This window comes from Serratia sp. SSNIH1 (assembly GCF_002935055.1).
Lineage (GTDB): Bacteria > Pseudomonadota > Gammaproteobacteria > Enterobacterales > Enterobacteriaceae > Serratia > Serratia nevei.
This window is the reverse complement of sequence record NZ_CP026383.1, coordinates 2,253,318-2,278,024: the sequence shown is the minus strand read 5'-3', so window position 1 is coordinate 2,278,024 and position 24,707 is coordinate 2,253,318. Positions and strand designations below refer to the sequence as shown.

Below are 24,707 nucleotides of genomic sequence, written 5' to 3'. Positions count from 1 at the left end.
CCGAGAAGAAACGGGTTTACGCTTCTTTGCACAAGGGCCGCTTAAGCGGCCCTTTCTGATTGAATTGCAATGGCTAAACGACCATCAATCGTGCCGAGGCGGCGCCAGCACCTCGCGGTTGCCGTTGTGCCCCTGCTCGCTGACGATGCCCTGCGCTTCCATCTGTTCGATGATGCGCGCCGCGCGGTTATAACCGATACGGAACTGGCGCTGCACGCCGGAGATGGAGGCGCGGCGTTTATCCACCACGAAATCCACCGCCTGGTCAAACAACGGATCCAGCTCTTCGTCACCGTCCATACCGCCGCCGGCACCGCCCTCGCCGTCTTCGCCGCCGCTGAGAATACCCTCTTTATATTGGGGCCGCTCGCGCGCTTTCCAATCCTTGACCACCGCGTGCACTTCCTGATCGCGCACGAATGCGCCATGTACGCGCACCGGAATCGAGGAGTTCGGCGCCAGATAGAGCATGTCACCCATACCCAGCAAGGACTCGGCCCCCCCCTGATCGAGGATGGTGCGGGAGTCGATTTTGCTCGACACGGTAAAGGCGATACGCGTCGGGATGTTGGCCTTGATAAGACCCGTGATCACATCCACCGACGGACGCTGGGTCGCCAGCACCAGGTGGATACCCGCCGCACGCGCTTTCTGCGCCAGGCGAGCGATCAACTCTTCGACCTTCTTGCCAACCGTCATGATCAGATCGGCGAATTCGTCGACCATCACTACGATGTACGGCTCTTTCTCCAATACCGGCGGCGTGATGTCCATGCTGTCGGTCGGCTTCCAGAACGGATCCGGGATCGGGCGCCCCATCGCTTCGGCCTGATCGACGCGCTCGTTGTAGCCGGCCAGGTTACGCACGCCCAGGGCAGACATCAGCTTGTAGCGGCGTTCCATTTCACCCACGCACCAACGCAGCGCATTGGCGGCGTCTTTCATGTCGGTGACCACATCGGTCAACAGGTGCGGAATGCCTTCGTAAACCGACAGCTCCAGCATTTTCGGGTCGATCATGATAAAGCGCACTTCTTTCGGCGTGGCTTTATACAGGATGCTCAGGATCATGGCGTTGACCCCGACCGACTTACCGGAACCGGTGGTACCGGCGACCAGCAAGTGCGGCATTTTGCCCAGATCGGCCACCACCGGCTCGCCGGAGATATCCTTACCCAATACGATGGACAGCGGCGATGGGTTGTCGCGGAAGGCCGGGCAATCCAGCACTTCGCGCAGGTACACCGTTTGCCGCTTGGCGTTCGGCAATTCCAGACCGACGTAAGGCTTGCCGGGGATCACTTCCACCACGCGCACCGCCGAAGTCGACAGCGAGCGCGCCAGATCGCGCGACAGGTTGGAAATGCGCGCCGCTTTAACGCCCGGCGCCAGATCCAGCTCGAAGCGGGTGATGACCGGCCCCGGCAGGATGTCCACCACGTCGGCTTTCACGCGGTAATCGGCCAGGCTGGCCTCCACCAGGCGCGCCTTCTGTTCCAGCGCGAAGGAGTCGACCGGCTCCACCTCTTTCGGCGCTTCGGTCAGCAGATCCAGCGTCGGCAGCGGCGTGGTCGGCTTCTGCAGCGGCTGATCGTTGCGCATCAGGAACGGGTGAATCAAGCTGTCCATCGCCGGATGTTGCTCGGCCTGAGTTTGCTGAGGCGGCTGCTGCACCGGTTGCTGGGGCTGCTGATATTGCGGCTGCGACGGCTGTTGATACTGCTGTTGCTGCGGCTGTTGGTACTGCTGAGACTGCGAGTGCGGTTGCTGAGGTTGGGCAACCGGCGCTGCAGGCTCAAACTGGCCGAACGGCACGTCGTCCTCTTGCTCGCTTTGCTGTTCAATGCGCTCTTCAAGCTGCGGGGACAGCGTGAACATCGGCTCGCTCGGGCCATCGTCCACTAAATCCGCCATCGGCGAGAAGCTGAAAGCATTGCGGGTATCGACCGGGCTGGCAGCCGGCGCCTGCGGGGCCGGTTCTTGCTGGCCGTAGCGCGCCTGCTGCTGCTCGGCGAATGCCTGGCGCAGCGCGGCCTCTTGCAGCGCCTCTTCGTCGTTCTGTTGATAACCTTCGCCGTAACGTTGGCTCTGCTGTTCGGCAAACGCCTTGCTCAGCTCGGCTTCCTGCAGGGCGCTCTCGTCATCTTGCTCCGGCGCGTAGCTTTCGCCGTAGCGTTGGCTTTGCTGCTCGGCAAACGCCTGACGCAGCGCAGCTTCCTGCAGCGCCTCTTCTTCCTGCGGGCTCACCGCCGTCGGCTGCTGAGGCTCCACCTCGGCCTGGCGCTGTTCCTGCTCGGCCGCACGCTGCGAAGGCAGCTTGATGCCGTAAGAAGCTAGCTCTCGGCGGGTCGGAATACGTACCGGATTCGGCCGCGGCAGCTCAGGGCCGATGCCCTGCTTAACCTGCGGATTGCCGTCGCTGGTGGCCGTGAAAGCCGGCATGAAGGTCGCCGCTGCGGCGCCCGCAGCGGCAGCGGCTGCCGTATCCAGCTGTGGCTTGGCGCCGGTGGCGCTGAACCCCCCCGCTCCGCTGACGTCGGCACTGTCGCGCTGCGCGGCGGTAAAATCAAAGGGAGAACGCGCCGGCGGCTGCGGCGCAGCCGGCTCTTGCCAATTGCCCAGGCGCGGCTCATCGTCGTCCCGATAAGGATCGACGGGACGCGTCGCCTTAGGCGCAGGCGTTTCTTCCGGGATTTCGAAGGAATACAGCGGCGGCGTGGCGTCTTGCGCCGGGGCGCTCACCGGGTGCTGATTGACCGAGGCCGGCGCGGCCGGCGCCACCGTGACCGACGGCGCCTGTGTGGCGATCGGTGCGGCAACGGGCTCGTGGATCTCTGCCGTCACCGCCGGTGCAGGCGAAGCCGCCGGCGCGATTGGCGCGGCGTCGGCTTCAACCTCACCATCGTCGGCTCGCAGGCCGCTGAGCAACGGATCGGCGGCGTCTTCCGCCGCCTCTTTGGCGCTTTCGGTGACAGAAGGCGCGGAGAACAGCACGTCGTCATCGGCGGCCGCGGCTCCGGCGGCGGTCGCGGCAACCGCGGCTGCGGCGCCCTTCCCTGCCTGCTCAGGCTCGTCGTCAACGTAACGTTCGTCATCCTCGAAATAGCGCTCTTCGCGGCGTGAGCGGTTGGTCATCACCGTCGCGACGCCCAGCACAGCACCGCCGATCTTCTCGGCGATCACCAGCCAGGACCAGCCGGTAAACAGCGTCAGCCCCGCCGCCCACACGCACAGCAGCGCCAGCGTGGCGCCGATGCCGTTGAACCACGGCAACATGGCGTTGCTCAGCAGGCTGCCGATCACGCCACCGGAAGCGAAGTAATAGAGATCGTCAACGTTCAGCGCCGCCAACCCACAGGAGGTAAGCACTAACGCCAGGGTGCCGATCAGGCGCAGGGAGAGCGCGAAATAGTCGATGTAGTCTCTGTTGCCGCGCTGGCGATAGGCCGCCCAGCACAGGACCAGCATGATCGGCGGTATCGCGTAGGCGAGCACCCCGAAGGTGAAGAACAGCGTGTCGGCCAACCAGGCCCCAACACCGCCGCCCAAATTGTGAATCGGCTCATGCCACGCGGTCTGCGACCAGCTTGGGTCAGACGGGTTGAAGCTGACCAGCGCAGCCATGAGGTAAACGGCAAAAATCGCTACCACGATAAGCACAGCTTCCAGCAAACGCCGGCCACTGCTGAGTCTTTTCAGGGTAACTTCTTTATCTTCTGTATATTCCTGGCTCAAGAAAGGCTCTCCAGGTTCCTGTTAGCTGACATAGCAACAGCGCCGAGAAGCTTCCCCGGCGCCGAAACTGTATGAATAAACAGGAGTGTAACCAATTTAATCAGGTTTTGCACCTGCACCTTACCGTGTTTTGATAACCAGACGGTTACTCTGTTTCACTTCTTCCATCACTACGTAGGTACGGGTGTCGTTGACCCCCGGCAGACGCAGCAAGGTTTCACCCAACAGTTTGCGGTAAGCCGACATGTCCGGTACGCGGGTTTTCAACAGGTAGTCGAAATCACCGGAAACCAGATGACACTCCTGAATTTCTTCAAGCTTCTGCACTGCCGAGTTGAATTGCTCAAACACATCCGGCGCGCCGCGGTTCAGCGTGATCTCCACGAAAACCAGCAGGGACGCATCCAGATAATGCGGGTTAAGCAATGCGGTATAGCCATGAATGAAACCCTGGCGCTCGAGACGGCGCACGCGTTCTAAACATGGTGTCGGGGATAACCCCACGCGCTTCGAAAGCTCGACGTTCGAAATACGCCCATCCTTCTGCAGCTCATTCAGGATGTTGCGGTCGATACGGTCAAGATCTTTACCCGGGCGTTTCTTGTTGTCTGCCATTATTATTGTCTCTCTTATTTTCTTCCGTGCACTTGCCACACCCTAGCCAACGTCAATGTGTAAGGGTTCGTTCCAAGCGAAGACCCGATGCCTGTCATGTGCTTCTTCACTACCATCATTCCACGCCGCGCAGCCTGTCTGTCCAACCCCGCGCGACGCCGGTAACGACGTTTAGGTCGAGAAAAAATCAGCAAACGCTTGCGCGCCCTGCTCCGCACATCCACCGCGCATTGCCGACTCGCGGCGCAAATACGTACGATTTGCTGGTGTTACGGGGATAATTTCTTCTTCCTATGATGTTTTCGCAAATGCGCAGCGGATTGTCAAAGTAAAAGAAGCAAAATCAGAACAACGTACCGTCACGAAAAGTCTGCATCCCATTTTTGGTTATGAATCGCTGGCAGATAAACCCCGGCAGGGAGCGGCTGAAGTCGCAGAATGCGCCGTTTTTGCGCGGTTGGCGATTCGGCAGCCGAATGCGGCTTTGATAAGGTAAATTTCTGCGTTCAGCGTACGATTTGCCGACAGCGGGTGCATTAATAGGCGACAACTATCATACAAATCGTTAACAACGTCGCCCGGCGCTTTTTTTACTGCGCCATTTTCCCTACAATCGGTTCCATTGTCCGCCATTGTGGAATAAAGAGGTTATTCATGGGCACGGCTAAACATAGCAAATTACTGATTCTGGGCTCCGGCCCGGCCGGTTACACCGCCGCCGTTTACGCGGCGCGCGCCAACCTGAGCCCGGTGCTGATCACCGGTATGGAACAAGGCGGCCAGCTGACCACCACCACCGAAGTGGAAAACTGGCCGGGCGACGCCGAAGGCCTGACCGGCCCGGCGCTGATGGAGCGCATGCGCGAGCACGCGGAGAAGTTCCAGACTGAAATCGTCTTCGATCACATCAACAGCGTCGATCTGCAGCAGCGTCCGTTCCGCCTGTTCGGCGACAGCGGTGAATACAGCTGCGACGCGCTGATCATCGCAACCGGCGCCTCCGCCCGCTACCTTGGCCTGCCTTCCGAAGACGCGTTCAAGGGCAAAGGCGTTTCCGCCTGTGCGACCTGCGACGGTTTCTTCTACCGCAACCAGAAAGTCGCCGTGGTCGGCGGCGGCAACACCGCCGTTGAAGAAGCGCTGTACCTGTCCAATATCGCCGCCGAGGTTCACCTGATCCACCGCCGCGACAGCTTCCGTTCGGAGAAGATCCTGATCGACCGGCTGATGGAAAAAGTGAAAAGCGGCAACATCGTGCTGCACACCGACCATACGCTGGACGAAGTGCTGGGCGATGAAATGGGCGTGACCGGCGTGCGTATCCGCAGCACCAAAGCGGAAAACGAAACCCGTGAACTGGAACTGGCCGGCGTGTTCATCGCCATCGGCCACAGCCCGAACACCGGCATTTTCGGCGGCCAGCTGGAGCTGGAAAACGGCTACATCAAGGTACAGTCCGGCATTCACGGCAATGCGACCCAAACTACCATCCCCGGCGTCTTCGCCGCAGGCGACGTGATGGATCACATTTACCGCCAGGCGATCACCTCCGCCGGCACCGGCTGTATGGCGGCGCTGGACGCAGAGCGTTACCTGGACGGCATCGCCGGCGCAGAAGTCTGCTAAGGCTTTCTCGCCACCAGCAAAAAGCGGCTCTCGAGCCGCTTTTTTTGTCTTCGCTCTTCAAGAGGATGCACGCCGATGCATAATCTTCTTCACTGGCGCCTGCTGGTTGCCGTCGCCGACAGCGGCACCATCACTCAGGCTGCCGCGCTCTGCGGTATGACGCAGTCTGCCGCCAGCCAGGCCATCGCTCAACTGGAGACAATGCTGAGCACCCGGCTTTTGGTTCGCCAACCGCACAATGTCGTCTTGACCCAAAGCGGCCTACAGATCGTCACCCATGCCCGCACGATGTTGGAAGCACTGCGAGCCATTCAGCAGTGTGCGCAACAAGCCGGTAACGCGCACGCGGGCAAAATACGCCTGGCCAGTTTCCCGTCGGCATTCAGCAAGCTGTTGCCGCCGCTGCTGCGCAAATTTCGCCGTCTGTACCCCGACATTGAGCTGATTACGCTCGAGGGCACCGATCACGAAGTGGAGAGCTGGTTAACATCGGCAACGGCAGACATCGGCGTGGTGCTCAATCCGGCGCCGGAGCGGCTGTGCTTCCCTTTGGGAGAGGATGCCTGGCTGGCGGTCGTGCCCAGCGCGCACCCGCTGGCGCGAGCGCGGCGGCCGGTGGCGCTGGATGCCCTGTTCCGGCTGCCTTTTATCCTGGCGACCGGCGGGTGTGATGTGAATGCGCAACGATTGGCGCAGCAGTCAGGTTTGGCGCTGGCCGATATCCGCGCCACCGTCAGCGATTGGCAAACGGCGTTGACGCTGGTCAGGGAGGGCACGGGCGTTGCGCTGATGCCCGCCTCCGTGATCCCGCCCGACGCGCTCGGGGTTTGCGCTCTGCCGCTCGTTGCGCCGATTTATCGCCGTTTCGGCCTCGCGTGCTCATCCGATGCGGCGGCCCAGCCCCCCGTCCAAACCCTGCTGAGTTACCTGCGAGAACGGGAGCAAACCCTGACCAGTCGCTGAGCTAATAGCGGCTTTCTGAAATTTCCATTTTCCCGCCGCTGCCCGTGTCGGCATGCTGTGGCAAGCGTTCTCATTGACCCACAAGGAAATAGCATGAAGCTGTATTTTGCTCCCGATGCCTGCTCGCTTGCCCCACATATCGTCCTGCGCGAATTAGCGCTCCCTTTCACCCTGATCAGGGTGAACAATCGCAGCAAGCGCTGCGCCGACGGTGAGGATTTCTATCGCATCAACCCCAAAGGCTACGTCGCCGCCCTGCAACTGGACGATGGCAATGTGATCACCGAAGGCCCAGCCATCGTTCAATACCTCGCCGACCTGCGCCCAGAGTGCCGGCTGGCGCCGCCACCGACGGCCTTTGAGCGAGTACGGCTGCAGGAATGGCTTAATTTCATCACCAGCGAGATCCATGCCGGCGCCGCCCCTTTATTCAATGATGCCTTGCCCGACGGCGCCAAGACGTTGTTGCGCGACAAGTTGAGGCGGCGATTGGGTTATATCGCGCAAGCTTTGGCACCGCAAACTTATCTGCTGGGAACGCATTTCAGCGTCGCAGACGCTTATCTGTTTACCGTGTTGCGCTGGATGGCGCGCTTCGAGATTTCGTTGAGCGAGTGGCCGCCGCTCCAGCATTATGTGGCGCGGATCGCAGGGCGAGCGTCGGTGTGCGCCGCTCTGGAAGCCGAGGCCGCGAGTGAGGAAGTCAAATAGTCGGTAACGCGTCTGTTATAGCCACATTTGGCCGCTTTATTATTTTCAGTCTGCCGGGTGACGAGGTAACATGGGACCTCGCTTGTTTGTCGCCGATTGCGCCAAACACTATTATTTAACAGTACGTTAACCCAGCCCGTAACAAACGGGCGCCGGCGACGCAGACGCATATCTGATGAAAAAAACCAGACAGCAACAGTTAACCCGTTGGCTTAAAACCCAGAGTTCGTTAGCGCAGCGTTGGCTGCGCCTTTCCATGCTGTTGGGGCTGTTCAGCGGCCTGCTGATCGTGGCGCAGGCGTGGCTGCTGGCCAGCCTGCTGCACGCCCTGATCATCGAGCATACCCCACGCGAACAGCTGATCCCTTCGTTTATCTGGCTGGCCGCTGCGTTCGCGCTGCGGGCGCTGTTAAGCTGGCTGCGGGAACGGATCGGTTTCCTGTGTGGGCAGGTGATCCGCCAGCGCATGCGCCAACAGGTGCTGGATAAGCTGCAGCAGCTCGGCCCGGCCTGGATCCAGGGCAAACCGGCGGGCAGCTGGGCCAGCATCATCGTCGAGCAGATCGAGGATATGCAGGACTATTACTCGCGCTATCTGCCGCAGATGTATCTGGCGGTTTTCATCCCGCTGCTGATTTTGATCGCCGTCTTCCCGATCAATTGGGCCGCAGGCATCATTCTGCTGGCGACCGCGCCGCTGATCCCGCTGTTTATGGCGCTGGTCGGCATGGGAGCCGCCGACGCCAACCGCCGTAACTTCGTGGCGCTGGCGCGATTAAGCGGCAACTTCCTCGACCGCCTGCGCGGCCTGGACACCCTGCGGCTGTTCGACCGCGCGCAGGCCGAAACCGCGCAGATCGCCAAATCCTCCGAAGACTTCCGCGGCCGCACCATGGAAGTGCTGCGCCTGGCCTTCCTCTCTTCCGGCGTGCTGGAGTTCTTCGCCTCGATCTCCATCGCCGTGGTGGCGGTGTACTTCGGCTTTTCCTACCTCGGCGAACTCAACTTCGGCAGCTACGGCCTCGGCGTGACGCTGTTTTCCGGTTTTCTGGTGTTGATTCTGGCGCCGGAGTTTTTCCAACCGCTGCGCGATCTCGGCACCTTCTACCATGCCAAAGCGCAGGCGATCGGCGCGGCGGAAGCGCTGGAAACCTTCCTCAGCGCCGAAGGCGAGCAGATGGGCAGCGGCACGCGGCAACTGCCCACCGATCAACCGCTGACGCTGCAGGCCAGCGCGTTGGAAATCCTGTCGCCGAACGGCGTACTGCTGGCCGGGCCGCTGAGCTTCACCCTGCAACCGCAGCAGCGCGTGGCGCTGGTCGGGCTGAGCGGCGCCGGTAAAAGCTCGCTGCTGAATCTGCTGCTCGGCTTCCTGCCCTATCGCGGGTCGTTGACCGTCAACGGCATTGAGCTGCGTGAACTGTCCGCCGAAACCTGGCGTCAGCAGCTGAGCTGGGTCGGCCAGAACCCGCACCTGCCGGCGCAAACCCTGCGCGCCAATATTCTGCTGGGCTGCCCGCAGGCCGACGAAGCGCAGCTGCAGCAGGCGGTGGAACTCGCCTACGTCAGCGAACTGCTCCCTTATCTGCCGCAGGGGCTCGACACCGAAGTGGGCGACAACGCCGCTCGCCTGTCGGTCGGCCAGGCGCAGCGCGTGGCGGTCGCCCGGGCGCTGATCGGCCCGCGCAGCCTGCTGCTGCTGGATGAACCGGCCGCCAGCCTCGACGCCCACAGCGAACAACGGGTGATGCAGGCGTTGAATGCCGCTTCGCATCAGCAAACCACCCTGCTGGTAACGCACCAGCTGGAAGATACCGAAGACTACGATCAGATTTGGGTGATGGATAACGGGCGCATCGTGCAACAGGGTGATTACGCCACCCTCAGCGCCCAACCGGGCCTGTTTGCCACTCTGATCGCCCATCGCCGCGGGGAGCTTTAATCATGCGCGTTTTGCTGCCGTTTTTGGCGTTGTATCGCCGCCATAGCCTGCTGATTAGCCTCGGCATCCTTTTGGCGATCGTCACTCTGCTGGCCAGCATCGGCCTGCTGGCACTCTCCGGCTGGTTCCTGGCCGCCTCGTCGCTGGCCGGATTGGCGGGCCTGTTGACCTTCAACTACATGCTGCCGGCCGCCGGCGTGCGCGGCGCGGCAATCTTCCGCACCGCCGGGCGCTATGCAGAGCGAGTCGTCAGCCACGACGCCACCTTCCGCGTGCTGTCGCATCTGCGGGTGTTCACCTTCAGCAAGATCCTGCCGCTGACGCCGGGCGGCGTCGCCCGCTTCCGCCAAGCCGACCTGCTCAACCGCCTGGTGGCGGACGTGGACACGCTGGATCATCTTTATCTGCGGGTGATCTCGCCGCTGATCAGCGCGGCGGTGGTGATCCTGGTGGTCACCTACGGCCTGAGCTGGCTCGATCCTGCGCTCGCCCTGACGCTGGGCGGCATTCTGTTACTGTTGCTGCTGCTGGTGCCGCCGGTGTTCTATCGCGCCGGCAAGCCGATCGGCGGCCAGCTTACCGCCCTGCGCGGCCAATACCGTACCGACCTGACCGCCTGGCTGCAGGGGCAGGCCGAGCTGGTGGTGTTCGGTGCCGTCAACGACTTCCGCCAGACCCTGAACGCCACCGAACAGCGGTGGCAACGCCGCCAGTGGCAGCAGGCCTCGCTGAGCGGCAAAGCGCAGGCGTTGATGATCCTCGCCAGCGGGCTGACGGTGACGCTGTTGCTGTGGCTGACCGCCGCCGGCATCGGCGGCGATACCCAACCCGGTGCGCTGATCGCACTGTTTGTCTTCGCCGCGCTGGCGTCGTTCGAAGCGCTGATGCCGGTCGCCGGTGCCTTCCAGCATCTCGGTCAGGTGATCGCCTCCGCCACGCGGGTCAAACAGATCATCGATCGTCAGCCGGAGGTCACCTTCCCGGCCACCGGCCCGGCCGCCGCCGATCGCGCTCAGCTTAGCCTGCGGCAGCTGAGTTTCACCTACCCCGACCAGCCGCAGCCGGTGCTGCGCGACGTCACGCTCGAGGTCGCGGCCGGCGAACACATCGCCTTGCTCGGCCGCACCGGCTGCGGCAAGTCCACCCTGCTGCAGCTGCTGACCCGCGCCTGGCGCACCGACGGCGGCAACATTCTGCTCAACGGCGAACCGCTGGAGGATTATGATGAAACCACGCTGCGTCGGATGACCACGGTCGTCAGCCAGCGGGTGCATATCTTCAGCGATACGCTGCGGGAAAACCTGCGGCTGGCCGCGCCGGACGCCGACGACGCTCGCCTGAGCGAGGTGCTGCAGCAGGTGGGGCTCGGCAAATTGCTGGACAGCGACAGCGGGCTGAACGCCTGGCTGGGCGAAGGCGGCCGGCAGCTGTCCGGCGGCGAACAGCGCCGTCTGGGCATCGCCCGCGCGCTGCTGCACCCAGCCCCGCTGCTGCTGCTCGACGAACCGACCGAAGGGCTGGACGCCGAAACCGAGCAGCAGATCCTGGCGCTGCTGCGCCGGCATTGTCAGGGCAAGACGCTGATCCTGGTGACGCACCGTCTGTACGGCCTGGAGCATCTCGACCGCATTTGCGTGATGGACGACGGCCGGATTGTCGAACAGGGCGATCACGCCACCCTGATGCGCCGGCAGGGCCGCTATGCCCGCTTTCGCAACCGTATCAGCAACCTGGCGCCGTAATCGGCCCGTAGAGGACGCAGAGAGCCTGTATGCGCATCGTTAAGCTTTCCCCCCAGTCGCTGGCGTTTCCCTCGCCTGAGGGCGCCCTGCGCGACCCTAACGGCTTGCTGGCTATCGGCGGCGACCTGACGGCGCCGCGGCTGCTGGCGGCCTACGAGCGCGGCATCTTCCCCTGGTACTCGCCGGGGGAAGCGATTCTGTGGTGGTCGCCCGATCCGCGTGCGGTGCTGTTCCCGGCCGAGTTTCATCTCAACCGCAGCCTGAAACGCTTTTTGCGCCACGATCCGTTTCGCATCACGCTCAATCACGACTTCGCCGCGGTGATCGCCGCCTGCGCCCACCGGCCGGATGAAGGCACCTGGATCGGCCCGGAGGTACAGCGCGCCTATCAGCATCTGCACCGCCTCGGCTATGCGCACTCGGTGGAGGTGTGGCAGGATGATCAACTGGTCGGCGGCATGTACGGCGTGGCGCAGGGCGCGTTGTTCTGCGGCGAATCGATGTTCAGCCGCGTCACCAACGCCTCAAAATGCGCATTGATGGCCTTTTGCCGCCATTTTGCTGCTTATGGCGGGGAATTGATTGACTGCCAGGTGCTGAACGCTCACACTGCCCGCCTTGGCGCGCGTGAAATTCCGCGCCGTCAATTTTTGCAGCAGCTCAGCACCCTTCAACGGCGGCCTTTGGCGCCGGCGTGCTGGGAGCCGCAAGTTATATCCCCACAGCCGGCTGAACCGCCCTCTCCAGTAAACTAATTGGTGGAAACGGTGCAATGTTCACCGACACATCTTTACATAATGGGGGTTTTTCGGCATTATCTTGCCGGTTAAAAACTAAGGTAGTTAGACCTAGAGGATTCGATGGCCAAAGAAGACAATATTGAAATGCAGGGCACCGTTCTTGATACGCTGCCGAACACCATGTTCCGCGTTGAATTGGAAAACGGGCACGTGGTAACCGCACACATCTCCGGTAAAATGCGTAAAAACTATATCCGCATCCTGACGGGCGACAAAGTCACTGTAGAGCTGACCCCGTACGACCTGAGCAAAGGCCGCATTGTCTTCCGTAGCCGTTAATCGGCTCACCGCGCGCCACACGCTGGCGGCATCGAGGATGTAATCCCTCGGGAGCCCTTTCCGTTTACCCCCGCAGCGACGTTATACAACGGGTTGCAGGTGCGCAGGTAAACTGAGAGGGCTCACTCGTTTCTGTTGTACGGTGAATCTCACCCATAAAAAAAGCGATGCCGAAGCATCGCTTTTTCTTTGCCTGAAGGCGGCCTTAGTGCACCGCGCCCTCGTCCGCCTTGCGCTTGGCGGCGCTGAGGAAGTGGTAGGTCAGCTGTTTCTTGTCTTTGTCCAGCTCGACCTTCACGGAACCGCCGTCCACCAGCGAGCCGAACAGCAGTTCGTTGGCCAACGGTTTTTTCAGGTTCTCCTGCATGACGCGCGCCATCGGACGAGCGCCCATCGCACGGTCGTAGCCCTTCACCGACAGCCAGTCGCGCGCATCATCGCTCACTTCCAGCGAGACGCCCTTCGCATCCAGCTGCGCCTGCAGTTCGACGATGAACTTGTCGACCACCTGCTGGATCACCTCGGTAGACAGATGGTTGAACCAGATGATGTTGTCCAGACGGTTTCGGAACTCCGGCGTAAACACCTTCTTGATCTCTTCCATCGCGTCGGTGCTGTTGTCCTGCTGCACCAGGCCGATCGACTTGCGTTCGGTTTCCCGCACCCCGGCGTTGGTGGTCATCACCAGGATCACGTTGCGGAAGTCCGCCTTGCGGCCGTTGTTGTCGGTCAGCGTCCCGTTGTCCATCACCTGCAGCAGCAGGTTGAACACGTCCGGATGCGCCTTCTCGATCTCATCGAGCAGCACCACCGCATGCGGATGCTTGATCACCGCATCGGTCAGCAACCCGCCCTGATCGTAACCGACATAGCCCGGAGGCGCGCCGATCAGACGGCTGACGGTATGCCGCTCCATGTACTCGGACATGTCGAAACGCAGCAGCTCGATATCCATCGCCTTGGCCAACTGTACGGTGACCTCGGTTTTCCCGACCCCGGTCGGCCCGGCGAACAGGAAGGAACCGACCGGCTTGCGCTCGTGGCCCAGACCGGCGCGGCTCATTTTGATCGCCTCGGTCAACGCTTCGATCGCCTGATCCTGGCCGAACACCAGCATCTTCAGGCGATCGCCCAGGTTTCTCAGCACGTCGCGATCGCTGGCCGACACGGTTTTCTCCGGGATGCGAGCGATGCGCGCCACCACGGATTCGATATCGGCCACGTTGACGGTTTTCTTGCGCTTGCTGGCCGGCATCAACCGGCTGCGGGCGCCCGCCTCGTCGATCACGTCGATCGCCTTGTCCGGCAGATGACGATCGTTGATGTATTTCACCGACAGCTCCACCGCGGCGCGGATCGCCTTGGCGGTATAACGCACGTCGTGGTGCGCTTCATACTTGGCCTTCAGGCCGTTGATGATCTGAACGGTCTCTTCCGCCGTCGGCTCGGTGATGTCGATCTTCTGGAAACGGCGCGCCAGGGCGCGATCCTTTTCGAAGATGTTGCTGAACTCCTGGTAGGTGGTCGAGCCGATCACCCGGATCTTGCCGCTCGACAGCAGCGGTTTGATCAGGTTGGCGGCATCCACCTGCCCACCGGAAGCCGCGCCGGCGCCGATGATGGTGTGAATTTCATCGATGAACAAAATGCTGTTCTGATCCTGTTCCAGCTGCTTGAGCAGCGCTTTGAAACGCTTCTCAAAGTCGCCGCGGTATTTGGTGCCGGCCAGCAGTGAACCGATATCCAGCGAATACAGCGTGCAGTCCGCCATCACTTCCGGCACGTCACCCTGCACGATACGCCAGGCCAGCCCTTCGGCGATGGCGGTCTTGCCGACGCCGGATTCGCCGACCAGCAGCGGGTTGTTTTTACGACGGCGGCACAGCACCTGAATCGCGCGCTCCAGCTCACGATCGCGGCCGATCAACGGATCGATGCCGCCCACACGGGCCAACTGATTGAGGTTGGTGGTGAAGTTTTCCATACGGTCTTCCCCTCCGGACTGCTCTTCGTTCACCGGGTTTTCCGCATTCGGCGCTTGGCCCGGCTCGTCTTTACGCGTGCCATGTGAAATGAAGTTCACCACGTCGAGACGGCTGACGTCGTGTTTGCGCAGCAGATAGGCCGCCTGCGACTCCTGCTCGCTGAAGATGGCCACCAACACGTTGGCGCCGGACACTTCGCTGCGGCCGGAAGATTGCACATGGAAGACCGCGCGCTGCAGCACGCGCTGGAAGCTGAGCGTCGGCTGAGTGTCGCGCTCTTCTTCGCCGGCGGGCAGCGTCGGTGTGGTTTGTTCGATGAAGGCTTCCAGCTCCTGGCGCAACGCGGCCAGATCCACCGTACATGCCTCAAGCGCTTCTCGCGCGGCAGGGTTGCTCAGCAACGCCAGCAACAGGTGCTCCACGGTCATAAACTCGTGTCTGTGCTCACGCGCCCTGGCGAAAGCCATGTTGAGACTGAGTTCCAGTTCTTGATTGAGCATAAGCACCTCCCCAATAGATTGCCTTATTCAGGCTTTTTCCAGCGTACAAAGCAACGGATGCTCGTTCTCCCTTGCGTACCGGTTCACATGAACGACTTTGGTTTCCGCCACCTCGGCGGTAAAAACACCACAGATCGCCTTGCCTTGATAGTGGACCGTGAGCATCAGTTGCGTTGCGCGTTCAATATCATAAGAAAAGAACTTTTGCAGAACGTCAATCACAAATTCCATCGGTGTGTAATCGTCGTTGTTAAGTATAACTTTATACATAGACGGCGGTTTTACCGCATCGATTTGTTTTTCTTCGGCCAAGTGTTCAAAGTTTAGCCAGTCGTTGTTATTGCCCATCGCTGCTCATCTTCTCTGCTCTGCCCTCTTATATGGGGGCAGGTTTCGGTTATTCAAAGTGGGGGATAGTTACTATTTTATCATCTTCGGCTTCGTCCCGCCGCACTGTAACGTGCGCAAAAAAACGGGCCAATTGTGACTGAATCGTGGCAATAGCGTTACCTGCTTCAAACTTTGGTGAACTGCTCCCCGCCGACAAAAGCCGATCCCTTGACGGCCCGATCATTTGCTCTAGAGTGTAAATTCGTGGCTGGTGGTCTTTTAACCACCCTTTGTCCACGCTGCTACCTGCCCACGGCGGGTGCGAAATCAGTTATTCATCTCACTTAAAATAGCGTTGCGAGGGATGTAAAAGCATGGAGACGGGTACTGTTAAATGGTTTAACAACGCCAAAGGTTTTGGCTTCATCTGCCCAGCCGGCGGTGGCGAAGATATTTTCGCGCATTATTCCACCATCAAGATGGATGGTTACAGAACGTTGAAGGCGGGCCAGCAGGTCAGCTTCGACGTGCATCAAGGGCCAAAAGGGAACCATGCCAGCCTTATTGTGCCGGTGGAAAGCGAGGCGCTGTCCTAAACGCTTCCGGCAGCGTCGCGCTGCATTGACCGTACTGCGATAAAAATGCCAGCCGCCGTGTGACTGGCATTTTTTATGCCTTTTACTTACTCGCGCGCCAGCGCATCGATCGGATTCAGCCGCGCGGCATTGCGCGCCGGCAGGTAGCCGAACACCACGCCGATGCCGGTGGAACAAAGGAACGCGCTCAGCAACGCCGCCGGCGGGAAGCTGATCTGCCAGCCCGGCAATACCAGCTGCACCGCCAGGCCGATGGCGAACGACAGCGTAATCCCCAGCGCGCCCCCCACCAGGCAGACCAACACCGCCTCGATCAGGAACTGCTGCAACACGTCGCCGGAACGGGCGCCCACCGCCATGCGGATGCCGATCTCGCGCGTGCGTTCGGTCACCGATACCAGCATGATGTTCATCACGCCAATACCGCCGACCACCAGCGAAATCACCGCCACCAGCGTCAGGAACAGCTGCAGCGTGCGGGTGGTTTTCTCGGCGGTTTGCACCAGGCTGTCCATGTTATAGGTGAAGAAGTCCTTCTTGCCGTGACGCAGCGTCAACAGGCGCGACAGCTGCTGTTCCGCTTCCTTGCTGTCGTAGCCGTCGCGGATGCGCACGGTGATCGAGTCAAAATAATTGTTGCCCATCAGCCGGTTGGCCATGGTGCTGTAAGGCACCCACACGTTCAGCGTCTTGCTGCTGCCGAACATCGACTGTTTCTCCTTGGCCACGCCGACCACCGTCGCCGGCATGTTGCCTACCAGGATCACCTCGCCCACCACGTTCTTCTGGTGCGGGAACAGCCGCCGCTGGGTATTGGCGTCGATCACTACCGTCTGCGCCTGCGACTGCACCTGCAGCGGATCGATGCCGACGCCCTGGGTAAAGCTCATGCCGTACACGCGGAAGAACTGCTCGCTGACGCCGTTGACGTTGGCCGCCGCGTCGACGTTGCCCAAGCGCAGCCGCATGCTGCTGCTGATGCTCGGCGACAGCGCGCTGATGTAAGGCTGTTCACGCAGCGCATCGAGATCGCCGTATTTCAACGATTGCCGGTAGGTCGGATCGTCATCGCCGAAGTCCTTGCCGGGATAGATATCGACGGTGTTGGTGCCGATGGATTTGATGTCCGCCAGCACCATCTGCTTGGCGGCGTCGCCGATCACCAGGATCGACACCACCGAGGCGATGCCGATAATGATGCCAAGCATGGTCAGCGCGGTGCGCATCTTGTTGGCCGCCATCGCACGCCAGGCCATCACCAGCGCCTCGCGGAAACGGCCGCCCACCTGCCGCCAGGAAGCCGCCGCGGCGGCCAGCGCCAACGGCTTGGCCTGCGCATTCTCCTGCGGTGCCGGACGCGAATCGGCGATAATCTCGCCGTCGCGGATCTCGATGATCCGCTCCGCCTGGCGCGCTACCGCCGGATCGTGAGTCACCAGGATCACGGTATGGCCCTGGGCGCACAGCTGTTTGAGGATCGCCATCACCTCTTCGCCGGAGTGGCTGTCGAGCGCACCGGTCGGTTCATCCGCCAGGATCACCTGCCCGCCGTTCATCAGGGCGCGGGCGATGCTGACGCGCTGCTGCTGGCCGCCGGAAAGCTGGCTCGGCCGGTAGTTGACGCGCTCCCCCAGCCCCAGACGCCGCAACAGCGCCACCGCCCGTTCGCGCCGCGCCGCTTTGCCCAGCCCCGCGTACACCGCCGGCACTTCGACGTTGTGCGCCGCGCTCAGGTGCGGCAGCAGATGATAGCGCTGAAAGATAAAGCCGAAATGCTCGCGCCGCAGCTGCGCCAGCGCATCGTCGCTCAGCGTCGCCACATCCTGCCCGGCCACCCGATACACGCCGGCGCTCGGCTTGTCCAGACAGCCGAGAATGTTCATCAGCGTCGATTTGCCGGAGCCGGAAGCCCCCATGATCGCCACCATTTCACCGGCTTCGATGCTCAGGCTGATCCCCTTCAGCACCTCCACCGTCTGCTCGCCGGAACGGTAACTGCGGCGGATGCCGCTCAGCTGCAACAGCGCCGCCATCAGCCGGCCTCCACGCCGCCGCGGCTGACGATCACCTCATCGCCCGCCTCGAGGCCGCTGAGGATCTGCACGTCGATATTGTTGCGCAGGCCGATAGCCACCTCGCGCTTCTCTTCCTTGCCCTGTTTCAGCACCGAGACGTGGTAGCGATTGTCGGCGATCTGATCGCCCAGCGCCGCCAGTGGGATCACCAGCGCCTGCTCAACGCCGGCCAGCTGAATATGCACCTGCGCCGTCATTTGTAAGCGCAGCAACCTTTTCGGGTTGGGCACTTCGAAACGCGCGTAATAGAAGATGGCGTTGTTGACCTTTTCCGGCGTCGGCTGAATGTCTTTCAGCACGCCGTCGAAGCGCCGGGTCGGATCGCCCAGCACCGTGAACCAGGCCTTCTGACCCGGCTTGAGGTTAATGACGTCGGCCTCCGATACCTGCGCCTTCACCAGCATGGTGCCGAGATCCGCCAGCGTCAGAATGTTCGGTGCCTGCTGCGCCGCGATCACCGTCTGGCCCTGCAGCGTGGTGATCTGCACCACGTCGCCATCCATCGGCGCCTCGATGCGGGTATAGGCCAGGTTGATCTTGGCGGTATCCAGGCTGGCCTGGTTCCGCGCGATCTGCGCATTGATGGTGCCCACCTGCGCCTTCTTCACCGCCAGCTGCGTCGCCGCCTGATCCAGATCCTGGCGCGACACTGCCTGCAGTTTGGCCAGCGCCTGGTTGCGCTGCAGCGTGACCGCCGCCAGCTGCTGTTCGGCCTGCACCTGCAACAGTTGCGCATGCAGCTCACGCAGCGTCGCCTCGCCTTCGCGGATGCTGTTCTGCGCCTGTTGCGGATCGATAACCCCCAGCAACTGGCCTTTCTTCACCTTGTCGCCGATCTCGACATACAGCTTTTTCAGCTGCCCGCTGACCTGCGCACCGACGTCAACCTTGCGCACCGCGTCCAGCTGGCCGGTCGCCAACACGTTCTGCTGCAGATCGCGCTGGGTGGCCTTTACCGTTTTGAAATCGGTTGGCGCCGGATGGCGAAAGTGCCAAACGGCCGCCGCGGCAAGCGCAGCAATGACCGCCAGAGCGAGTATCCAGCGGCGTTTATGTCCTTTAAACCCTGTCAAAATTGACCTGCCTGTGCTTGTGAATATCAACCGCCCTTTGCGGCGGCGGAGCTAAATTAGCACGCACCGTAGGGAATAACTAAACCTTAGCTCAACACAATGTGGAGACACGCCTGGTTACAGTTCAGCATTGAACTCCCGTTTAGTGAAGCCTTGATGAAATAGCGCCATTCAATACAGCCAAGGATTTCATCATGTCACAGCTCAGCTACCCACTCGCCTCCGCCCAGCCCCTTAACGGCTGGCAACTGATGACGGCGCTGATCAATGGCGAAAAGGCCCCGAGCAACGCCTGGAAAAAAACCTCGTTTCGCCTGAAGTTTCTCGGCCGTTCGCTGCTCAACTGGCGTACTACCAGCGGCCTGCTCAGCACCCTGGCCAGCAACCCGCTGCTGGAGGAGATCCTGAGCGCACAGCCGAACCTGCCGTGCAAACTGCATCGCCCGTATCTGGCGGCCAACATGAGCAAGATCGAATGCCTGTTCGCCCTGCGCGATCATTACGATCTCATCGCGCAGCGCATGCCGCTGAAGATGCGCCTCGGCCACCTCGGCCCGCAGTCTTTCGTGCTGGCCAGAGCGATGGGCAAAAACGAAGCGCCGATCGCGCTGGAACTGGCAGCGATCGACAAGCTGAATAAAGAAGGGGAAGCCACGCTGCTGCTGCGCAACGCCAACGGCGTGATGCTGGCGGAGATCACCTTTGCGCTGATGCATTATCAGCAGCAGCCGACGCTGTTCATCGGCGGCCTGCAGGGCGCAAACCATGAGGTGCCGCACGCCGAGATCCAGCACACCACCAAAGAATGTCACGGCCTGTTCCCCAAACGGCTGGTGCTGGAAGGCATCTGCACGCTGGCGCGGCACCTCGGCATCCGCCAGATCGTGGCGGTCGGCAACGCCACCCATATCTATCAAAACTGGCGTTACCAGAGTAAGAAGAAGGACAAACTGCACGCCGATTACGATCAGTTCTGGCTGTCGATGGGCGCCAAACCGCTCGACAGCGGCTATTTCCTGCTGCCCGAACGCATCGCTCGCAAGCCGATCGAAGAGATTGCCAGCAAGAAGCGCGCCGAGTATCGCCGCCGCTATCAGCTGCTGGACGAGCTGGAACAAGGATTGGCGGCACATTTCTGCGCCCGATAACGCCCGGCGGGCCGTCAGTCCGCCCGGCCGCGCGCCAGCCAGATCACCCGTGAGAACATTTTCTTCAGCAGCGGCGGCACCGAGTCCGTGCCCCATTCGCCGGCCTGCATCGCGACCTCGATCGCCAGATCCGGCTTCGACGAGTGGTGGACCGCTTTCAGGATCACCTTGCGCACCGGCATCTGCGCGTTGAGCGGCACCGACGCCATCCGGTGATAGACCGGGCCAAACCCTTCGCGGAACATGAAGTGCTCCATGTCCGGCGCCGGCAGCGCGGTCAGCCGATCGCGCTCGTTGTCTTCATGATTGTCCAGCAGGCTGCGCACGGTATTGGCGTACTTTTTGCCCGCCTCGTCGCCGTCCACCAGCGCATGCCACTCGATGCCCATGCGGCGGGCAAAGCGCAGCAGCGGCTTCAGGCCGCACTGGGCGAATTCGATGACCCTCACCCCTTCCGCCTCGAAATGGTAGCCGCACTGGCGCGCCAGTTCGTTCAGCAGCCACACTTCGGTCTCGCCTTCCACCAGCAGCCAGCAGCGGGCGAACAACGACGACGGCCGGTTGAAACGGATGTGAAACGCGATGCGCCGCCCGTCTTCGGCGCTCAGCCCGCGCGGCCCGAGACGGTAGGTCGCGACCCGCCCCGACTCGCGCACCAGCCGGCAGACGTGCTCCACCGGCACCAGCGACACCAGTTCGCTGGAGTTGGTGGTGGTAATGCGCTGCAGCGGCAGCTGATTGAGCAGCCCCCAGGCCACTGACAGCATGATCGGATGCAGACGAGTTTCCGGGTCTTCCACCAGCAGCAGCGGCCGGGCGTGCGGATCCAGCTTGACGTCGCCCTTGGCCTGCAGCAGGGTGGAAAACATCCCGAGCAGGATCAGGCGCATGCTGCGGCTGTTCGGTTCGGCCACCATGCGGTTGATGCCGTCCAGCGCACGCCAGGCATCCTGCTCCGGTTCGCCGCCGCGGCGGCGCGGCCGCGCCACCTGCGAACTCTGCTCGGCGAAGTAGTGCTCCAGCAGCTGCCGCATGGCCGCCAGGCCCTGACGCAGCTCGCCGTTGGTCAGCTTCTGCGGATTACGCACCAGCTCGCGCGTCAGCTGATCCAGCTGCTGCGCCAGCGCCTGGGTATCGGGTTTGCGTTCATCGCCGAGGCTGCTGGGGCGCAGGCGGCGAATAAAGCGCGCGTCGCGCAGGCGCAATACCGGGTGGATGCGGATGATGGCGTGGGCCAGCTGTTCGATATGGTGCAGTTGAAAGGCGTTGCCGTCGGCGTCGAGAAAACCGCGCCAGGTACACACCGTGCCGTCGTCGGCCAGCTCGCCCTCGCAGCGATAATGAATGCGGCTCAGGCCATCTTCCCCCTTGACCCACAGCGGCGTCAGGTGGCGATAGCGCGGCAGGTGTGCATGGCCGATGTCTTTTTCACAGAAGGTGAACACCACCTGCAGGTGGCGCTCTTTGGCCGACTCTTCACCGGGGGGGAAATGAAAGTCGTGCGCTTCAAACCGATACAGCTTCTGCTCCGGCGCCAGCAGCAGCGTCAGCGCATCCAGCAGGCTGGATTTACCCCAGGCGTTTTCGCCGAGCAACAGCGTGTTGTCGTCCAGCATCAGGGACAGCCGATTAATGCCGCGAAAACCTACAATTTCGATACGCTCCAAGAACATCCGCCGCCTCCCGTGCGCGCCGTCGCCTCTTCAATGAGGTGACCTTCACAGAGCATGGTCAAAAAACCCCTTGCAGGTCAAGCGGCCAACGTCAAATCTGCCGCTTTACTCCGGCCGGGCTTTTGGTTAGCGTGTGCTCCTCGCCGCCGTTCGGCGCGCTTCAAAACTCAAGGACACAAGCTGCACCATGTACTCAGGACTGTTGATTATTCTGTTACCGCTGATTGTCGGTTACCTCATTCCCTTACGCCATCACCCGCTGCTGGTGCTGATCAACCGGCTGCTGAGCTGGATGGTGTACGTGATCCTGTTTTTCATGGGTATCAGCCTGGCGTTCATGGAAGATCTCAGCAGCAACCTGGTGCTGATCTTCCAATACAGCGCGGTGTTCTTTTTCTGCATTCTCTGCGCCAATCTGCTGTTGCTGGCGCTGCTGGAGCGGCGCATGCCGTGGCGCAGCAGCCATAAACAGGAAAAGCTGCCATCGCGCGTGCACATGGCGCTGGAGTCGCTCAAGCTGTGCGGCGTGGTGCTCGGCGGCTTCCTGCTCGGCCTGACGCAGTGGCAATGGCTGCAGTTCGCCCATAAAGGCAGTGAATATGCGCTGATCTTCCTGCTGTTGCTGGTCGGTATTCAGCTGCGCAACAGCGGCATGACGCTGCGCCAGATCGTGCTCAACCGCCGCGGCACGCTGGTGGCGTTGGTGGTGACCGTCGCGTCGCTGGCCGGCGGCGCGCTGGCGGCGCAGCTGCTGGGGCTGCCGGTCAAGGCCGGGCTGGCGATGGCCTCCGGCTTCGGCTGGTATTCGCTGTCGGGCATTCTGATCACCGACGCCTACGGCCCGGTGATGGGCAGCGCCGCGTTCTTCAACGATCTGGCGCGCGAGCTGGTGGCGATCATGCTGATCCCGACGCTGGTGCGCCGCAGCCGCTCCACTGCCCTCGGCCTGTGCGGCGCCACCTCGATGGACTTCACCCTGCCGGTGCTGCAGCGCAGCGGCGGGCTGGACATGGTGCCCCCCGCCATCGTGCACGGCTTCCTGCTGAGCCTGCTGGCGCCGGTGCTGATCGCCCTGTTCTCCTGATCCTTTCCCCTGGGGGCCTTCCGGCCCCCAAAGCGTAATAATTCCCATCCGCACGGCAAAATTGCGCTAAATCAAACTTGCCCGCAGTAGTCGCACAAAAGCCTTTTGCAACCCCGATCGCCGATCTATGCTTTTAAACAAGCATTACAAATGCAACTTTAAAAATATAAGGAAGCGACTATGTTCTGTGTGCAATGTGAACAAACCATCCGTACCCCGGCAGGCAACGGCTGCGCGTATGCTCAGGGCATGTGCGGCAAGACGGCGGAAACCTCCGATCTGCAGGATCTGCTGGTGGCGGCGCTGCAGGGGCTCTCCGCCTGGGCGCTGCAGGCGCGTTCGCTGGGCATCGTTGACCACCAGATCGACAGCTTCGCCCCGCGCGCCTTCTTCTCCACCCTGACCAACGTTAACTTCGACTCTCAGCGCATCATCGGCTACGCGCGCGAAACCCTGCTGCTGCGCGATTCGCTGGCCGCCCGTTGCCGGCTGCTGGACGCCGGCGTACGCGTCGATCACCCGATGGCGGCGCTGCAGCTGGACGGTGACGATATGCCTGCGCTGCTGCAACAGGCGGCGCAGTTTGCCCTCAACAGCGACAAGGCCGAGGTCGGCGACGACGTCCACGGGTTGCGCATGCTGTGCCTGTACGGCCTGAAAGGCGCGGCGGCCTATATGGAACACGCGCACGTGCTCGGCCAGTTCGACGAGCAGCTCTATGCCGACTACCACGCCTTTATGGCCTGGCTCGGCACCCGGCCGCGCAACGTCGACACCCTGCTGAACAACGCCATGGGCATCGGCAAGATGAACTTCAACGTGATGGCGATCCTCGATCGCGGCGAAACCCAGGCCTACGGCGATCCGCGGCCCAGCGCGGTCAACGTGCGCCCGGTAGCCGGGAAAGCCATTCTGATCTCCGGCCACGATCTGAAAGATCTGCGCATGCTGCTCGAACAAACCGAAGGACAAAACGTCAACGTCTACACCCACGGCGAAATGCTGCCGGCGCACGGCTATCCGGAACTGAAAAAATTCAAGCATCTGGTGGGCAACTACGGCAGCGGCTGGCAGAACCAGCAGACGGAATTCGCCAAATTCCCCGGCCCGATCGTGATGACCTCCAACTGCATCATCGATCCGAACGTCGGCAACTACGGCGATCGCATCTGGACCCGCAGCATCGTCGGCTGGCCGGGCGTCAACCATCTGGAAGGCGACGACTTCGGCGCCGTGATCCGCCAGGCGCAGGGCATGAACGGCTTCCCTTATACCGAGATCGAACACCTGATCACCGTCGGCTTCGGCCGCCAGACGCTGCTGAACGCCGCCGACACGGTGATCGATCTGGTGTCGCAGAAAAAACTGCGCCACGTCTTCCTGGTCGGCGGCTGCGACGGCAGCCGCGACGAGCGCAGCTACTTCACCGACTTCGCCCGCAGCGTGCCGCAAGACTGCCTGATCATGACGCTGGCCTGCGGCAAGTACCGTTTCAACAAGCTGGACTTCGGCACCCTGGAAGGGTTGCCGCGCCTGCTGGACGTCGGCCAGTGCAACGACGCCTACTCCGCCATCATGCTGGCGGTCAAGCTGGCGGACACGCTCGGCTGCAGCGTCAACGAGCTGCCGCTCAGCCTGGTGCTGTCGTGGTTTGAACAGAAGGCGATCGTCATTCTGCTGACGCTGCTGTCGCTGGGGGTGAAAAACATCGTCACCGGCCCGACCGCGCCGGGCTTCCTGACCGACAACCTGATGGCGATCCTCAACGAGAAATTCGGCCTGCGTCCGATCACCACCGTCGAGCAGGATATCGCAGCGCTGCTCGCCTGA

The 24,707-nt window shown here is 61.8% G+C and carries 18 protein-coding genes; 11 read left to right on the top strand and 7 right to left on the bottom strand.

All coding sequences use genetic code 11. The features are described 5' to 3' along the window. Positions 1 to 84 precede the first annotated feature (84 nt). Together C3F38_RS10960 and lrp are read right to left on the bottom strand one after the other, a co-directional pair. On the bottom strand, positions 85 to 3,735 hold the full coding sequence (locus C3F38_RS10960; protein ID WP_055316243.1) for a DNA translocase FtsK 4TM domain-containing protein: 3,651 nt from the start codon (positions 3,733 to 3,735) through the stop codon (positions 85 to 87). A gap of 120 nt (positions 3,736 to 3,855) precedes the next feature. After that, positions 3,856 to 4,350, bottom strand: a complete 495-nt coding sequence (gene lrp, locus C3F38_RS10955) for a leucine-responsive transcriptional regulator Lrp (protein WP_004928318.1) — start codon at positions 4,348 to 4,350, stop codon at positions 3,856 to 3,858. A gap of 654 nt (positions 4,351 to 5,004) precedes the next feature. Between lrp and trxB the strand changes: the two genes are divergently transcribed. The 7 genes from trxB to infA all read left to right on the top strand — a co-directional run bounded on the left by trxB (position 5,005) and on the right by infA (position 12,413). Then, positions 5,005 to 5,976 carry a thioredoxin-disulfide reductase gene (trxB, locus tag C3F38_RS10950; protein WP_047727946.1) on the top strand — a complete coding sequence of 324 codons (972 nt, stop codon included), beginning with the start codon at positions 5,005 to 5,007 and terminating at the stop codon, positions 5,974 to 5,976. A 75-nt stretch (positions 5,977 to 6,051) separates the two neighbouring features. Beyond that, entirely contained in the window at positions 6,052 to 6,939 is an 888-nt protein-coding gene (locus C3F38_RS10945) for a LysR family transcriptional regulator (RefSeq protein WP_047727948.1), read from the top strand. Between the two features lie 93 nt (positions 6,940 to 7,032). Beyond that, positions 7,033 to 7,650 (top strand): glutathione transferase GstA, encoded by a 618-nt coding sequence (gene gstA / locus C3F38_RS10940; RefSeq protein WP_055311998.1) that lies wholly within the window; start codon positions 7,033 to 7,035, stop codon positions 7,648 to 7,650. Between the two features lie 175 nt (positions 7,651 to 7,825). Next, the gene (gene cydD / locus C3F38_RS10935) at positions 7,826 to 9,592 is read left to right on the top strand and encodes a cysteine/glutathione ABC transporter permease/ATP-binding protein CydD (RefSeq protein WP_047727951.1); all 1,767 of its coding nucleotides are present in this window, start codon (positions 7,826 to 7,828) and stop codon (positions 9,590 to 9,592) included. A 2-nt stretch (positions 9,593 to 9,594) separates the two neighbouring features. Continuing rightward, the gene (gene cydC / locus C3F38_RS10930) at positions 9,595 to 11,334 is read left to right on the top strand and encodes a cysteine/glutathione ABC transporter ATP-binding protein/permease CydC (RefSeq protein ID WP_048233245.1); all 1,740 of its coding nucleotides are present in this window, start codon (positions 9,595 to 9,597) and stop codon (positions 11,332 to 11,334) included. A gap of 29 nt (positions 11,335 to 11,363) precedes the next feature. Next, a complete protein-coding gene (gene aat, locus C3F38_RS10925) occupies positions 11,364 to 12,089 on the top strand; it encodes a leucyl/phenylalanyl-tRNA--protein transferase (protein WP_047727955.1) in 726 nt (241 codons plus the stop codon). 105 nt (positions 12,090 to 12,194) lie between these two features. Beyond that, the gene (gene infA / locus C3F38_RS10920; protein WP_002211347.1) at positions 12,195 to 12,413 is read left to right on the top strand and encodes a translation initiation factor IF-1; all 219 of its coding nucleotides are present in this window, start codon (positions 12,195 to 12,197) and stop codon (positions 12,411 to 12,413) included. Between the two features lie 205 nt (positions 12,414 to 12,618). Here the strand turns inward: infA and clpA are convergent, their stop codons facing one another. Next, positions 12,619 to 14,898 (bottom strand): ATP-dependent Clp protease ATP-binding subunit ClpA, encoded by a 2,280-nt coding sequence (clpA, locus tag C3F38_RS10915; RefSeq protein ID WP_048233243.1) that lies wholly within the window; start codon positions 14,896 to 14,898, stop codon positions 12,619 to 12,621. 27 nt (positions 14,899 to 14,925) lie between these two features. Next, positions 14,926 to 15,246 carry an ATP-dependent Clp protease adapter ClpS gene (clpS, locus tag C3F38_RS10910; protein ID WP_004928347.1) on the bottom strand — a complete coding sequence of 107 codons (321 nt, stop codon included), beginning with the start codon at positions 15,244 to 15,246 and terminating at the stop codon, positions 14,926 to 14,928. A gap of 356 nt (positions 15,247 to 15,602) precedes the next feature. Between clpS and cspD the strand changes: the two genes are divergently transcribed. Then, complete coding sequence (gene cspD, locus C3F38_RS10905; RefSeq protein ID WP_004928349.1) at positions 15,603 to 15,824, top strand: cold shock-like protein CspD; 222 nt, start codon at positions 15,603 to 15,605, stop codon at positions 15,822 to 15,824. Between the two features lie 86 nt (positions 15,825 to 15,910). On the opposite strand, the gene macB is transcribed toward cspD, so the two are convergent. Both macB and macA read right to left on the bottom strand, forming a co-directional pair. Next, on the bottom strand, positions 15,911 to 17,857 hold the full coding sequence (gene macB, locus C3F38_RS10900; RefSeq protein ID WP_047727959.1) for a macrolide ABC transporter ATP-binding protein/permease MacB: 1,947 nt from the start codon (positions 17,855 to 17,857) through the stop codon (positions 15,911 to 15,913). Next, entirely contained in the window at positions 17,857 to 18,972 is a 1,116-nt protein-coding gene (macA, locus tag C3F38_RS10895) for a macrolide transporter subunit MacA (RefSeq protein ID WP_048233241.1), read from the bottom strand. Before macA ends, macB begins: the two co-directional genes overlap by 1 nt. 194 nt (positions 18,973 to 19,166) lie before the next feature. On the opposite strand from macA, the gene C3F38_RS10890 reads away from it, so the two are divergent. Beyond that, positions 19,167 to 20,120 (top strand): VirK/YbjX family protein, encoded by a 954-nt coding sequence (locus tag C3F38_RS10890; protein WP_038880736.1) that lies wholly within the window; start codon positions 19,167 to 19,169, stop codon positions 20,118 to 20,120. A 14-nt stretch (positions 20,121 to 20,134) separates the two neighbouring features. Here the strand turns inward: C3F38_RS10890 and C3F38_RS10885 are convergent, their stop codons facing one another. Further along, positions 20,135 to 21,793, bottom strand: a complete 1,659-nt coding sequence (locus C3F38_RS10885) for an ATP-dependent endonuclease (protein WP_047727964.1) — start codon at positions 21,791 to 21,793, stop codon at positions 20,135 to 20,137. Between the two features lie 187 nt (positions 21,794 to 21,980). Here C3F38_RS10885 and C3F38_RS10880 point away from each other — a divergent pair, with 187 nt between their 5' ends. Together C3F38_RS10880 and hcp are read left to right on the top strand one after the other, a co-directional pair. Further along, entirely contained in the window at positions 21,981 to 22,877 is an 897-nt protein-coding gene (locus C3F38_RS10880) for a lysine exporter LysO family protein (protein WP_055317591.1), read from the top strand. Between the two features lie 180 nt (positions 22,878 to 23,057). Further along, positions 23,058 to 24,707, top strand: a complete 1,650-nt coding sequence (gene hcp, locus C3F38_RS10875) for a hydroxylamine reductase (protein WP_055317590.1) — start codon at positions 23,058 to 23,060, stop codon at positions 24,705 to 24,707.

Excerpts from the sequence above, each read along its gene's own strand:
- lrp (WP_004928318.1), bottom strand. The coding sequence starts at position 4,350 with ATGGCAGACAACAAGAAACGCCCGGGTAAAGATCTTGACCGTATCGAC.
- trxB (WP_047727946.1), top strand. The coding sequence starts at position 5,005 with ATGGGCACGGCTAAACATAGCAAATTACTGATTCTGGGCTCCGGCCCG.
- C3F38_RS10945 (WP_047727948.1), top strand. The coding sequence starts at position 6,052 with ATGCATAATCTTCTTCACTGGCGCCTGCTGGTTGCCGTCGCCGACAGC.
- gstA (WP_055311998.1), top strand. The coding sequence starts at position 7,033 with ATGAAGCTGTATTTTGCTCCCGATGCCTGCTCGCTTGCCCCACATATC.
- cydD (WP_047727951.1), top strand. The coding sequence starts at position 7,826 with ATGAAAAAAACCAGACAGCAACAGTTAACCCGTTGGCTTAAAACCCAG.
- cydC (WP_048233245.1), top strand. The coding sequence starts at position 9,595 with ATGCGCGTTTTGCTGCCGTTTTTGGCGTTGTATCGCCGCCATAGCCTG.
- aat (WP_047727955.1), top strand. The coding sequence starts at position 11,364 with ATGCGCATCGTTAAGCTTTCCCCCCAGTCGCTGGCGTTTCCCTCGCCT.
- infA (WP_002211347.1), top strand. The coding sequence starts at position 12,195 with ATGGCCAAAGAAGACAATATTGAAATGCAGGGCACCGTTCTTGATACG.
- clpA (WP_048233243.1), bottom strand. The coding sequence starts at position 14,898 with ATGCTCAATCAAGAACTGGAACTCAGTCTCAACATGGCTTTCGCCAGG.
- clpS (WP_004928347.1), bottom strand. The coding sequence starts at position 15,246 with ATGGGCAATAACAACGACTGGCTAAACTTTGAACACTTGGCCGAAGAA.
- cspD (WP_004928349.1), top strand. The coding sequence starts at position 15,603 with ATGGAGACGGGTACTGTTAAATGGTTTAACAACGCCAAAGGTTTTGGC.
- macB (WP_047727959.1), bottom strand. The coding sequence starts at position 17,857 with ATGGCGGCGCTGTTGCAGCTGAGCGGCATCCGCCGCAGTTACCGTTCC.
- C3F38_RS10890 (WP_038880736.1), top strand. The coding sequence starts at position 19,167 with ATGTCACAGCTCAGCTACCCACTCGCCTCCGCCCAGCCCCTTAACGGC.
- C3F38_RS10885 (WP_047727964.1), bottom strand. The coding sequence starts at position 21,793 with ATGTTCTTGGAGCGTATCGAAATTGTAGGTTTTCGCGGCATTAATCGG.
- C3F38_RS10880 (WP_055317591.1), top strand. The coding sequence starts at position 21,981 with ATGTACTCAGGACTGTTGATTATTCTGTTACCGCTGATTGTCGGTTAC.
- hcp (WP_055317590.1), top strand. The coding sequence starts at position 23,058 with ATGTTCTGTGTGCAATGTGAACAAACCATCCGTACCCCGGCAGGCAAC.